Source organism: Bradyrhizobium algeriense, assembly GCF_003062295.1.
GTDB classification, from domain to species: Bacteria; Pseudomonadota; Alphaproteobacteria; order Rhizobiales; family Xanthobacteraceae; genus Bradyrhizobium; species Bradyrhizobium algeriense.
Genome location: NZ_PYCN01000006.1, coordinates 38,846 through 50,635 on the forward strand (window position 1 = coordinate 38,846; position 11,790 = coordinate 50,635).

The 11,790-nt window shown below is 60.4% G+C and carries 11 protein-coding genes; 2 read left to right on the forward strand and 9 right to left on the reverse strand.

The window, feature by feature from the left end; all coding sequences use genetic code 11:
• Position 1: 1 nt before the first annotated feature.
• Positions 2-1,357: a polysaccharide biosynthesis/export family protein gene (locus tag C7G61_RS14640; RefSeq protein ID WP_190241820.1), complete on the reverse strand. Its 1,356-nt coding sequence runs from the start codon at positions 1,355-1,357 to the stop codon at positions 2-4.
• A 20-nt stretch (positions 1,358-1,377) separates the two neighbouring features.
• Entirely contained in the window at positions 1,378-2,931 is a 1,554-nt protein-coding gene (locus tag C7G61_RS14645; protein WP_190241821.1) for a lipopolysaccharide biosynthesis protein, read from the reverse strand.
• A gap of 178 nt (positions 2,932-3,109) precedes the next feature.
• Here C7G61_RS14645 and C7G61_RS14650 point away from each other — a divergent pair, with 178 nt between their 5' ends.
• Positions 3,110-3,901 carry a glycoside hydrolase family 16 protein gene (locus tag C7G61_RS14650; protein WP_108515207.1) on the forward strand — a complete coding sequence of 264 codons (792 nt, stop codon included), beginning with the start codon at positions 3,110-3,112 and terminating at the stop codon, positions 3,899-3,901.
• A gap of 5 nt (positions 3,902-3,906) precedes the next feature.
• On the opposite strand, the gene C7G61_RS14655 is transcribed toward C7G61_RS14650, so the two are convergent.
• Together C7G61_RS14655 and C7G61_RS44635 are read right to left on the reverse strand one after the other, a co-directional pair.
• The gene (locus C7G61_RS14655; RefSeq protein WP_108515209.1) at positions 3,907-4,971 is read right to left on the reverse strand and encodes a glycosyltransferase; all 1,065 of its coding nucleotides are present in this window, start codon (positions 4,969-4,971) and stop codon (positions 3,907-3,909) included.
• Positions 4,968-5,255, reverse strand: coding sequence for a hypothetical protein (locus C7G61_RS44635; RefSeq protein WP_190241822.1), 288 nt, complete (start codon positions 5,253-5,255; stop codon positions 4,968-4,970). The genes C7G61_RS14655 and C7G61_RS44635 overlap by 4 nt, the downstream gene beginning before the upstream one ends.
• On the opposite strand from C7G61_RS44635, the gene C7G61_RS44640 reads away from it, so the two are divergent.
• Entirely contained in the window at positions 5,244-5,780 is a 537-nt protein-coding gene (locus tag C7G61_RS44640) for a hypothetical protein (protein WP_190241823.1), read from the forward strand. The two genes, C7G61_RS44635 and C7G61_RS44640, sit on opposite strands and share 12 nt — an antisense overlap.
• Positions 5,781-5,866: 86 nt before the next feature.
• Here the strand turns inward: C7G61_RS44640 and C7G61_RS14665 are convergent, their stop codons facing one another.
• Genes C7G61_RS14665 through C7G61_RS14685 form a run of 5 tightly spaced genes read right to left on the reverse strand, consistent with a single transcriptional unit; the run spans position 5,867 to position 11,788 of the window.
• Positions 5,867-7,102 (reverse strand): acyltransferase family protein, encoded by a 1,236-nt coding sequence (locus C7G61_RS14665; RefSeq protein ID WP_108515213.1) that lies wholly within the window; start codon positions 7,100-7,102, stop codon positions 5,867-5,869.
• On the reverse strand, positions 7,102-8,385 hold the full coding sequence (locus C7G61_RS14670; protein ID WP_108515217.1) for a glycosyltransferase family 4 protein: 1,284 nt from the start codon (positions 8,383-8,385) through the stop codon (positions 7,102-7,104). Before C7G61_RS14670 ends, C7G61_RS14665 begins: the two co-directional genes overlap by 1 nt.
• Positions 8,386-8,394: 9 nt before the next feature.
• Entirely contained in the window at positions 8,395-9,318 is a 924-nt protein-coding gene (locus tag C7G61_RS14675) for a glycosyltransferase family 2 protein (RefSeq protein ID WP_108515219.1), read from the reverse strand.
• A complete protein-coding gene (locus tag C7G61_RS14680) occupies positions 9,315-10,022 on the reverse strand; it encodes a methyltransferase domain-containing protein (protein WP_244608300.1) in 708 nt (235 codons plus the stop codon). The genes C7G61_RS14675 and C7G61_RS14680 overlap by 4 nt, the downstream gene beginning before the upstream one ends.
• The gene (locus C7G61_RS14685) at positions 10,019-11,788 is read right to left on the reverse strand and encodes a GumC family protein (protein WP_108515221.1); all 1,770 of its coding nucleotides are present in this window, start codon (positions 11,786-11,788) and stop codon (positions 10,019-10,021) included. The genes C7G61_RS14680 and C7G61_RS14685 overlap by 4 nt, the downstream gene beginning before the upstream one ends.
• Positions 11,789-11,790 lie beyond the last annotated feature (2 nt).

The following is an 11,790-nucleotide window of genomic DNA, read 5'->3' on the forward strand; positions in this document are numbered from 1 at the left end:
TCTACTGCTCACCCGATTGCGAAACGATGGTGGCGTAGTTCCCCGCGTTGAATGCCGTTGTCGCGACACCCTTGCGTGAGGCTGACGCTGCAGCACCCGGCGCGCGATTGACCTCGACGCGAACAACGTCGCCAGGTTCCACAAGCGCTCCGTCGTCAGCCGGGAATGTTGCCATCGCGCCGTCCTTGCGCCGCTGTATCCAGTAAGAAAGCGACTTCCCGCCGCCCTGAGCCGTCCGCGGCGACGTCGCTGTCTCGGCGACAAGCGTTTCAGACGTATTCATCCGATTGATCAGCTGCTCGATGCTGGCCTTGGCCTCCCGCAGTTCGGACGAGGCTTTCGCCTTGCCGTCCTTGACCAGATCGGTTGCATCGCGCTCCGTCTTCCGCACTTCCTGCTGAGCCCGCACCAACGCGGTTTGCACATCAAGCATTCCGCTTTGAATATCTGCGGTCGTGCGCTCCAGCGCGAACTGCCGCGACGTGACTGCAAGCCCCTTATCGACAAGCGCGCCGACGGTATTCAGCTCGCGCTGGGCCAGGGCGACCTGCTTCTCCTGTGTCGCCAGCTTGCTCTGCAGCGAGACAATCTCCTTCTCATACAGCGATCGCAGTTCCGACAAGGCCGCGAGCTGTGATTGCAGCGCGTCGCGCCGGGTTATCAGGATCGTTGCCTCCTCTGCCAGGAGACTTCCGATATCCTTCTTGTTAGCGAGCTCGGGCGGGAGAGTGATTTTGTTCTGCTCGGCAAGCTCAGCTTCGAGCCGAGCGCGGCGGATGTAGGTCCGCCACAGTTCCAGACGTGCAGCTTCGACGTTTCCCGCCGCGTTGATCTGCTCCCGCATCCCGGCTTCGCTTGGCCGATGCAAGCCGCCGGCTACGCCAACTGCCTGCAAGACGCTCAAGCCGGGACGAAAGCTGAATTCACCGGGGCGCTCCACATCGCCCAGCACGTAGAACGGGCGATACTGGACTATCTCGACCGCCGCTTCCTGCGCACCCATAAAGCCGGTGCGCTTGTGCAGTTCTGCCGTGATCGCACGAGCGAGTTGGTCGCTGCTCCGCCCTTCCGCGGCGATTTCGCCGATCATCGGCAAAGAGACGCGACCAGCAGGATTTACGGTGTATTCCGCGCCGAGCGGCGTCCACTCATAGTATTCGGCCTTGCCGGCGCGCCATTCGACGACCTTCAGGCGCAGTTTGTCCTGAGGGCCAAGAAGATATTCAGCGCTGAAAGCCGGTGCGGCGAGAAGTTGAAGCACGCAAAGGGCCGCAAGCGATGCACCGATCCTCTGCGGCGCGACGCGATGGCTCCAGGTCGAAGCCGTAATCCATGTCTCCATCAAGTTACGCGGCATGTGGTGGTCCTCTTCTGATCTCATGGCGGCAGCATTCTTTCATTCCGCTTCGTTGCGCTAATGAAAGCTGCAAGACGAGCAGCGATTTCCGCGAGCGCCGGCGGCAGCGATCGCGTAAGATTAGTCAGGAAAGCTGCATCACCAGGCTCGACCGCGTTCACTACGCGCAGCCCAATTACGTAGACCGCCGCCCCCGCGGCAATCGCCAACGGTATGCTTGAAGGATGGCCGACAATCCTGATGCAGACGGACGCCGCCGCAGCGCTGGCGAGTGCAACTGCACAGAGCTTCAGCACTGCAACCACCGGGATGGTGAATCCGAGCCGCTGCACTACGAACCAGCAACCCAGGCCGATCATCAACATCTGTATTGCTACCCGCGCGGAAGCGGCACCCATCACGCCGAATTCGGGGATCAGCAGAAAACCAGCGGCCAGCGCACATGCGGCACCACAGAGGGAGCTTACAAATACGAAGTCGCTTCGCTCGAGCGCCTGCACCAGGCTGGTGGCGATTGTCGACAACACGCTCAGCGCTGCAACGGAAACAAGGACCATTGCCGCCGGCACAGCGGCGACGAACTTGTCACCAAAGAGAGCCGGCAGCAGCTCCGGAACAATGGCAGCGGTGCCAAAACATATCGGAAATACGAGTGCCGCCAGAAGCCGGACCGCGGCAGCGAACTGCTCTCTCATGCCATCCAGATCGTCGCGCCCGCGTTTCTCGGCAAGCGACGCGAGCACTGCGCTTGTCAGCAACATGGGGCCCTGAACCGCGAGTTGGGTCAGCGCCAGGGCAACCGCGAACATCGCCACAGCATCCATTCCCCAGTAGCGTTCGAGGAAGAATAGCTCGATCCGCGACCAGACAATGGCGCTGGTGACATTGGCGCCCCAGCAGTAGAGGGCAAACGAGGTCACGCGCCGGCTCAGCGTGCGATCGATTGACGCCGGCCCGAACATCGCTGACAGGCACACCACCGAAGGAACCAGCATCCCCGCAGCGTAACCAGCCAATGCGCCCGTGATCCCGAACAACAGTGAACCGCCGATCACGGCGAAGACCTGAAGCAATAGCGAAACGCCAGCGATGCGCGCCGCCATTAGAAATTCTTGCCGTCCCCTCAAGCGAGCATAGGTGTAAGTGGTCAACGCCTGGCCGACGACAAGCAGGATCATGAGGACGACCAGCGGCATCGATGCGCCCTTCGCCGCACCACCGCTCAGGAACTCTGCAACGGATCGGTGACCATACAGCCACACCATCATGCCGGCGCAGATCGTCGCGATAAGCACCGAAATCACGAGCCGTCGCGAAAGGTTTCTGTCCAGATCTGCCGCCACGCTGGACTGTCCGCTCCCGTGCAGGAACGGCAGGAACCGTCCAACAGCGGACGATAGACCCAGATCGACGAAAGGCGCGGCCATCCAAACAAGCCAGATGACATAGGCGACCGATCCCGTCTCGTTCACGCCAAGTGTACGAGCCACGGCAATGCTGCTGAGGAAGCTCGCAAGCGCAATTGCACCTCCCGCCAGCGCGCCTAGCATCGAGTTCTTCACGAACCTAGACATGCAGTGCGCCCTTTTGGACTTCCAGCTTGCATGCCGACGGCCACTGCATAAACGGCCACTGCATAATAGGTCCAGACCTGTGGAGCCCCCGATATTTGCGATGCATGACATCGCCATCAAGCATCGCTATGGTTCGTTCGGGTCGGAGGCCTTCCCCTTTAGGGTATGAGGCGTTGACATGGTTACCCGAGTTCTTTTGCTCCTTCTTGTACTGGCTGGATTTCCGACGCTCGGGCGCGCCGACACCGGCGACGAACTCAATCTTTCGGATCTCATACAAACCTTCAGCGAGGATTTTGACGCGTTGGACGTGTCCGCGTGGGGACCGGGAACGCGCTGGATCGCCCACACGCCGTGGAACGGCGACTTTGGGAGCGCGGCCTTCGCCGATCCGAAGCCGGGCTTTCCATTCACTACGCAGAACGGCCAGCTCCGCATCGAAGCCGCCAAAGGCGCGGATGGGAAGTGGCGCGGCGGGCTTCTGGCGTCCGTCGATCGGGATGGCAAAGGCTTTGCGCAGCAGTTCGGGTACTTTGAAATGCGAGCCAGGTTTCCAGCGGGCAAGGGCCTTTGGCCCGCCTTCTGGCTGATCGGTCTCGATCGATCTACTCATACGTCCGAGGTCGACGTGGTCGAGCACTACGGCCATATGCCCGCGCGTTACACCGCTTCGGTTCACGTGTGGGATCGCAAGGAGCCGAAAAAGTCGCGCACGACGCACAAGTTCGTCGCGGTGCCGCCCAACTCCCTCTACGCAGACTTCCACACCTATGGTGTAAAGATCGACGGCGAGTGGACGCGATTCTATTTCGATCGTCGTGAGGTCGGGAGCGTGCCGACGGCAGCCGAACATCATCAGCCGATGTACATGCTGATCGATCTCGGGCTTGGCGCCGGATGGCCTATCAACGAGGCGCCGAGCCCGTCCTACATGTATGTCGACTATGTCCGGGCGTGGCAGAAGCGCTGAGGCAGTCATGCCGCAATCCTCGTGGCGACTGCCAGAAAGGCGTCGATCTGCTGCTTGAAGTCGAGTTCCGGGCGGCGCGAATGCGCCAGCGCTGCCTGCTGCAGATGCCGGTAATACAGATCGTCGGACCACATCCGCCTCAACTCGGTGGCCCAGGTGCAGGCAGGCGCGTCATACTTGATGATGGCCCCGCCTGCACCGACCGTCTCCGGCAATGCGCCGCGATCGCTCGCCAGCACGGGAATTCCGCTGAACTGTGCCTCTGAGACGACGCGGCCCCAGGTCTCCGCCTCCCATTGGCTCGGCACCAGCAATACACGTGTCGAGGCATAGATCGGCGACATGTCGTCGCTGCGCTCGACAAGTTCGACATTGGCGAGCCTGTGGATGCGCCCCTTCAACAGTGCGGCCTGGCGCATTCTCAGGGGCCACCCCTTCACAAAGCGGAACGGAATGTCCGGACACTGCTCGGCAATCGCGAGGGCGACATCGACGCCCTTTTCGGCCACCGGATTGATGAAAGTGACATAACGACGATCACCAGCCAGGCGATAGCGCTCGGCCCGGAACACAGGCGGAATGACGCAGGCATGAATCCCGAACCGTTCGCGGAACCTTCCCGCAGTAAACTCCGAGTTGGCTATATAGGCGTGAAAAGGAAGACCTCCGCTGGAGCCGGTCCAACGCCTGCGGCCGATTTCAAACTCCAGCCCGTGCAGGTAGGCGATCGCCGGCACGCCGCGGCGGGCGAACGCCTTGGCGATCTCCACCATCTGCCCGTTCTGAACCACGACCAGACGAGGCAGAGGCAGCCCGTCAAGACTGTCCCACGGCTTGCGCGATCGGTAGACATCGTAGCCAAGCTGCCGGTCCACGCATACGTCGGTCCCGCGAAGAAAATTGGCGGCAGCTCGCAATGCTCCATCCACGCGCCGTAGCGGCAACCGCGACAACACGGAGGTCTTGACTCCGCGGCGATTCAGTTCGAGCGCGAGCTCGTGCGTATTGACTTCCAAACCACCGACGACGTGGGGAAGGTATGACGTGCCACTGGCGAGTAGAATACTCACAAATTACCTCTGTCCGAATTTGATTTCTCCTCAACTCCAACAGCATCGACTTCCGGCTGCCGTTTTGCGGTGAGATAGAGCCACATCTGCGTTCCAGTGCGCCGTTCGTTCATGAGTTCGACTGCGGTGCGCGGCATGAACTTCGAAAGTTCGGGGATAATCGCCGCGGGGAAGTCTGCAAGGGAACGTGGCCGCGCGACAATCTGCTCAACATTATGCGTTCCGGAAAATCGCGCCTTCAACTTTTCGGTACAGTTGGGCACGAAGGCGTCATGCGTTTCCACGAGGATGTCGGCGGACGACAAGCGTGGAACCTTGATGAGGTCGAGCATATCAAGCTCTCCGCCTTCGATATCGGCGAGCACCAGCGTCGGACCGGGGAGTTCGGCAAGTTCGGCCCCGAGGTCATTCGGATGGCAGAAGCCCTTCAGCGTAAACCGGGCGCAAACGCCGTTCAGAACAGCCGCCCGCAGCAGGCCGGCGTGATGCTCCAGGGCACCTTCGAAGGCCGTAACCTTCGTCCGTGGCATCTGCCGCAAGAACCCGATGGCGTAGTACCCATCAGCCGCACCGACGTTGATGATGCGCGGATAGTCACGCGCAATCACCTGACGCACAACGTCATGCAGCTCGATCTCCTGCGTGCCGAGAAGATAACCGAGCAGATTCCGGCTGGAGACCGGGGTCAAGCTCAGATGCATTCCCCTAAACGGGCCGGACAGCACCGTGTCAGCAGCGCGATGACGGACCAGGGCCGCAGCCGCATTCCAGCGGGGCATCGCAAGCCAGCGCAGCAGGGCTCGGGCTGATGACGGAAGCAGCCTCCGATAGGAGCGGTAAACGCTCATCGCGACAGAGGAAGATTCGACGGCGTTCCACGTTGCGTGCTGCATGACTAGCGCCTCCTTCTGTGGACGATGTCGGCGAAGGGCGTGCCGGATGACACCTCTGGACGCGATGGCTCCAAAGGCAATGCAACGCCGTTCCAGGCTACCTCATCAGGCATCCCCCTCATCGGAATTCGGACGGTTTCGGGTCGAACAAATCGACGCGTACCGAACAACGCACGGAAGCGTCGCAATCGCCTGCCGATCGGCTGCTCGACGAAATTATGGATCGCGATGGCGGCCAGGACGGCTGCGACGGCAGACACGGGGGCGAACATCCATGATTCGCTTTTCCCAAAGACCCACCACCAAAGCTTCTCCGCGGCAATGATCGCAAAGAAATGGAACAGATAGAGGCTGTAGGATGCGTCCCCCAACTGCACGAGTCTTTGGGTGAGCCATCGTGTGTCGTCTATCCGCACAGCGACACAAAGGGCGACACAAATCGCACTGATAACCCAGAAGGCAACGATCCACGCGACGTCAACTGGATGAGTGCCAACGAAGGCTGCAAACAACATGACATCGACAACGAGAAACATGGCCAGCGCGATCAAAAGGAAAGCGTTGCTGCGAACGGCATGCGCGCTCTTGAGCCAGCGGGCGGCGGCTCCGAGCAAGACGCCGACACCGAACAGCAGGATGATGGGATCGGAATAGAACGTGATCAGGCTCGTGGGAGCGCGCGTATCGGCAATCGGCTTGAACAACGTTCCGGTCAAGACAACTCCTGCCATCAGAGCAATCAGCACCGTCAGGCCTTTCCTGCGCGACAGCAACAGCACCGCCGCAAAAGCCGCGTAGAACATCATCTCGTAGTTCAACGTCCAGCCTACGCCGAGCGTCGGACGCATCGCCACCATCGGGCCTGGCTCGACCGCAACCGGAATGAAGAACAGCGAGCAGATCAGCTTGTGGACGTCCAGCCCAGCGCCGTGATGAAGGCGCAGCACAACTTCAAGCGCGGTGGCCAACCAATAGATCGGAACGATCCGGATGATGCGACTGGCGATGAACTGCCCCGCGGCGCCGGGAAGAGCAAAGTTGTCGTAGTAAGTGTACGACATGATGAAGCCGCTGATGATGAAGAAGATCCAGACGCCAAGGAGACCGATGTGTATCGCGATCTGACTGGTCAACGGATCGGTCGGAGCCCATTCGGCTTGCCGCAAGATTGCATGAGAAGCAACGACCAGGAGCGCCGCAACGGCACGCAGGATCTGGATCGCAGCAAGCCTGTTCATCACGCTACGGCCTCCTGCAAGGCGTCGCTATAGTGCGAAACAAGCCGGTGCGCCCACTCGCTCGGGGTCAGCGAGAAGCGACCGGCATTGGCGTACGCCAGATCGCTCATCGAAGCGGTCAGTTCGTCGTTGGATGCCAGAATCGACAGGGCTTTGCTGAATGCATCCCGATCGTAAGGATCGCAGGATATGCCTGCTCCGACCTCCGATAGCTCGTCGGCGATCATCGCAAAGCTGGAGACGACGACCGGCAGGCCGCTGGCGAGCGCCTCGAACGCCACCAGGCCGAACGGCTCACGGTAGCGGCTCGGCATGACCAGGGCCCTGGCATCGCGGACGAGTGCGGGCATGTCATTTGCGCTCTTCCATCCGGTGAACTCCACCCCGGGATAGATCCCGGCAAGCTTGCCCTCGAGCGGACCGCTACCTATCACACGAACGCGCACGTTCGCGTCGCGGGCTGCCGCAAGAAGAAGGTCGACACCCTTGTCCTCCTCGAGTCTGCCAACGAACAGGAACACCTTGTTTCGTTCGGCTTCGATGCGTCGTGGGCACCACGGCGTAACCGGGTTGCGCAGGGTCGCAAGCCTCGCCCGCGGAATTCCGCCGCGTTCGAGATGCGGCAGCATGCCTTCGTGAACCGCCAGAACCCTGGCGCCCGACGCTAAATCGAAGGCTGCGCGACGAATTTCCTGACGAACCGACCGCCAGAGCTTGTGGGCATAGTTGCGCCGGTCGCAGGAACTGAGCAGGCACGACGCGCTCATCGGCCGCAGCTCGCAGGGACTTTCGCTGCGGAAGTTGAAATAGCCGCCGTTCGGACAAACCAGGAAGAAGTCATGAGCATTGACGATCAGGCGCTTTGCGACTGGACGCAGCGCATGGAATACCGAGGGTGATAGTATCTTCGACCAGCCATGCAGATGATAGATCGTGCCCGGCGTATCGTTGGCGGCAATCCAGGCGGCCAACCTCCGTTCGGCCGACACGTTGTAGAGCCCGTCCAGTGCCGCGCGCGGCAATGCCGTTCGGAGGATATGTTCACCGCCGACAGCCACGACATCTGCATTGCGCAGCCGGGGTTCGGAGTGCAAGCCATGGTCGCCGGTGAAATAAGTAACCGGAATGCCGCTGTCACCCAGCAATGCCGCGGAATGCAACGCCACATTCGTGGCGCCTCCATGCACTTGAGACACATCGTTGATGATGACGACACGATCCGGCGCCAGCCGCGCTTGTTGCGCCCCGGATGCCGGACGAATTTGGTCAATCACCTGCAACATACATGAATCTCACAAACTCAAAACGCGTTTCGGTGACAGGCGGCCGGCCAGCAAGTCGAGCAACGCACGAATGTTTCCTTTCAGTCGACCGGCACGATCGACGTAAGGCTCCGGGCGAAACGTCTTGGCGACGTTGGCCATGACGTTGCGGCTCATCAGCTTCAGCGCCTTGCTGCTCGAGCAGGTGCCCTTGCGAACCAGATAGAGCGGGTTGGAAACCTGCGAGTAGCCGAGCCGGCGCCCCGATTGACGGCTGGACTTCACGCCGAGGTGGACGCCGCGCGCAGCACCGATCTTCACAATCCGGCCATATGCCGCCATGCGACGGCTGAAGTCGACGTCCTCCAGCCAGCCGTAGAGTGGCAGGGTCTCGTCAAACTCCAGCCCCCTCGCACGCACCACGTCGATGCGTACCGCCATGTTGCAGCCGTAGGCGTTATAGACGTCCTCAATGTCTTGCGCCGGCTCCGCCTGACCGTCTTGCTGCAGTGTCTCGAGCGCATCCTCGTAGGCGAGCCCGGGACCAAGAATGCCGTCGGCGACGACATGTCCGGTGCCAACGACGACATCGGGCCTCGTCATAAAGGTCCGTTCGACAGCCTGAAGATAACTAGGACAAGGCACGAAATCGTCATCGAGGAAGACGACGAGATCGAAGGCCGCGCCCGCCCTCAGGATCGCATTACGCTGTATCGTCAGGCCCCGATCACTTGTGATGCAGCGAAGTCCCGGATGTCCTGAATCGATCCCTGACACGTCGGCCGGAGACGGGCCGCAAACAATGACCGCGTCGGCAATACGCGCCTGCACGCGCAAGCGTTCCAGCAGGCGCGCAAGAATGAGGGGGCGACCCGACGTTGCAATACCCACTACAATCCTGAGCGGTGGATAGTGCACACGTTCTTCGGACCAATTGGAATCGGTGCCATTCATGCCGCTGCCTCCGCAGGCAAGAGCGGCTTCCTGGCGTACGCCCACACCATGATCGGAACATCCGGCTCGTTGCGCAGCGAGCCGAAGAAACCACGCTTGCGCCATGCTGACAGGTTCGCCTTAAGGCACGAACGATTACCCCAGGCGAAGGTCTGGATCCCGGCTTCGGGAAACCCTGCCTCCTGCAAGAGGCAGGAAAGCCCCTCGGACGTCCACCGGTTACAATCTATCGGCGATGGGTGATAGCGAACCAGAAACGGCGTAGCGATGAGGAAGTGGCCGCCTGGCCGCACCATCTCATATACATTGCGGGCGGCACGTGTCGGCCACTTCAAATGCTCAAAGACCTGGTCGGCGATGACCAGATCAAACTGATCCGGCAAGACATCCTTGCAGATATCGAAAGTCGGATAGCTCGTTCCCATGAATGACTCGAAGGCAAACCTGCTTTTCCATTGCGAGCCGGCCGACACCTCCAGAACACGAAGTCGCTCCGGTCCCAACCGCGCGATAAACTCGAACGCATGTCGATACATCGCCACACGCACCCAGTCAGTCGTGTCATAGCCAATCGCTTCGAGGTACCTTTTCATCACTGCCTTGAGTCGGGGACGACTACGAATGGCTGACAACACAGGAGTTGCTGAAGGTTCGACAAACGCGCTAGTGGTCATCACTACCTCTCTCTGCCCGACAATCGTCATGACCAGGTCTTCCGAGCAATTGCGGGCACGCGATTGAGAACGGCACCGAGTACCTTGCTGCCTGCAAGATTGAGTTCGATCACGCCGTCTCTTGCCTGGTCGACTGTCGTTTTCCCGAAGTCGACTACGATGATCACCTGGTCGACGTAGGGAATGAGCAGCTTCCAATGATCCGACGACAGCAGCGCTGGCAGATCGACGATGATCCGTTCGAACTCCAGCCGGGATTCCGCAAGTACTGCCGTCGTCCGTTCCATCAGGAGCCGATTGGTTTCACCTGGCTGGAGGTAACTTTCGGCAGACGGCAACAATGCCAATGCAAGAGCACCAGGTCCGATCGCTCGCTCGGACTCCCGTCGCCCATCCGGCTGCGACTTTGTCGTCGTTCCGGCGGCCAGCTCCTGGCTTAGTGTCCGGCTGTCAGCGCAGCTATCGACCAGAATGGTTCGTGCGCCGCTCCGCGCGTATTCATTGGCCAGGCATGCCGCAACCGTCGTCGACCCCTCTCCTTCGCAACACGCGATCACGCCGATGCATAAGACATCCGGATTTGCCGTTAGCGACGCGATAGTTGTTCTGATCCTTCGAAGATCGGTCTTCACCGAAGCACTGAGGCAGCCAGCCGCAATCCTGCTCAAGGTACCCGTAGCGTCTCGGGCCGTCGCGCTCCTGCTGAACCACCGCGGCTTCCCTTCCCGCCAGGTGCTCGCCTCTGAAAGATCATTGATCGCACCAAGGGAGGCTACTCCGACATTCGCGCTCAGCTGCGCCAGGGAGCGAACGGCGCGATCGCCAGTGAGGCGTACCGCCGCAAACGCCGTTCCACTCAGTCCTCCCAGAACAACCGCGAATACAAGAACGAGCGAGGTGCGTGGGCTGCTCTTTCCCAGCGGGGCCGACGCCCGGGAAATGATTCTTACATCAGCGTCCGGATAGCTGATGCGCTGCAGCGTCTCGTTATACTGGCGCTGGAAATCATCGTACATCTTGCGATAACTGGTCGCGATGCTCTCGAGTTCTTCGAGCTTTGCTCGAGCGTCCTGGCTGGAAAGGGAGTCCCCGACGGAGCGGAAGCGGTTAACCCTGCGCGCCGCCTCGAACGCCTGCTGCTGCAGGGTCTCCAATCGCTCCGAGAGCCACTTGCCCTGCTCCTCTGCAAGCTTGGACTTGGCCTCGACTATCGTTCTGATAAAAGATTCGGCGATTTCATTGGCGATCTCTGCGGACGAGTTCGGATCGGCGGACGAGAAGGCAATCTCTATGACTAAAGACTGTCCGATTCGTTTCGTTGACAGTTTGCCAGCAAAGCGTGACGCAACCTCACGAAATTCCGTCGTGTCTGGAGGACCGGCCTCTCCTGCTGCGGAAGCCGTCGAAGTTGGAGTAAGCCGGGCCAGGACAATTTGGAAAAGCGAGGGTCCAGTCGCGAACTCCGGCCGCTGCTCAAGTTTCAGCCGTGAGATAACCGAATTGGCGACCCGGTCCGACTTGATTACCTCCATCTGGCTCTCAACGCGCGACTGATCCGACGTCATCGTCGGAGGCATTGGCGCTGCATTGAACAGTTCCGCTCCCCGGTTGGGGTCGATGATGACGCTGGTCGTAGCCACGAATATCGGCGTCGCCAGCAGAAGATAGACCACAGCGGCAGAAACGGTCGCTGCGATGAAAACAGCAATCGTCTTGCGGTTCTCCAGGAGAAAGGCGGCAATGTCCCAGACGCCGAACACCTTGTCATTCGATTCCGGATAGTGCGGCTGTCTCATGA

What these genes read in the sequence shown, in the direction of transcription:
- C7G61_RS14640 (WP_190241820.1), bottom strand. Translation starts at nt 1,357, where the DNA reads ATGCCGCGTAACTTGATGGAGACATGGATTACGGCTTCGACCTGGAGC.
- C7G61_RS14645 (WP_190241821.1), bottom strand. Translation starts at nt 2,931, where the DNA reads ATGTCTAGGTTCGTGAAGAACTCGATGCTAGGCGCGCTGGCGGGAGGT.
- C7G61_RS14650 (WP_108515207.1), top strand. Translation starts at nt 3,110, where the DNA reads ATGGTTACCCGAGTTCTTTTGCTCCTTCTTGTACTGGCTGGATTTCCG.
- C7G61_RS44640 (WP_190241823.1), top strand. Translation starts at nt 5,244, where the DNA reads ATGCGTTTCCACGAGGATGTCGGCGGACGACAAGCGTGGAACCTTGAT.
- C7G61_RS14665 (WP_108515213.1), bottom strand. Translation starts at nt 7,102, where the DNA reads ATGAACAGGCTTGCTGCGATCCAGATCCTGCGTGCCGTTGCGGCGCTC.
- C7G61_RS14670 (WP_108515217.1), bottom strand. Translation starts at nt 8,385, where the DNA reads ATGTTGCAGGTGATTGACCAAATTCGTCCGGCATCCGGGGCGCAACAA.
- C7G61_RS14675 (WP_108515219.1), bottom strand. Translation starts at nt 9,318, where the DNA reads ATGAATGGCACCGATTCCAATTGGTCCGAAGAACGTGTGCACTATCCA.
- C7G61_RS14680 (WP_244608300.1), bottom strand. Translation starts at nt 10,022, where the DNA reads ATGACGATTGTCGGGCAGAGAGAGGTAGTGATGACCACTAGCGCGTTT.
- C7G61_RS14685 (WP_108515221.1), bottom strand. Translation starts at nt 11,788, where the DNA reads ATGAGACAGCCGCACTATCCGGAATCGAATGACAAGGTGTTCGGCGTC.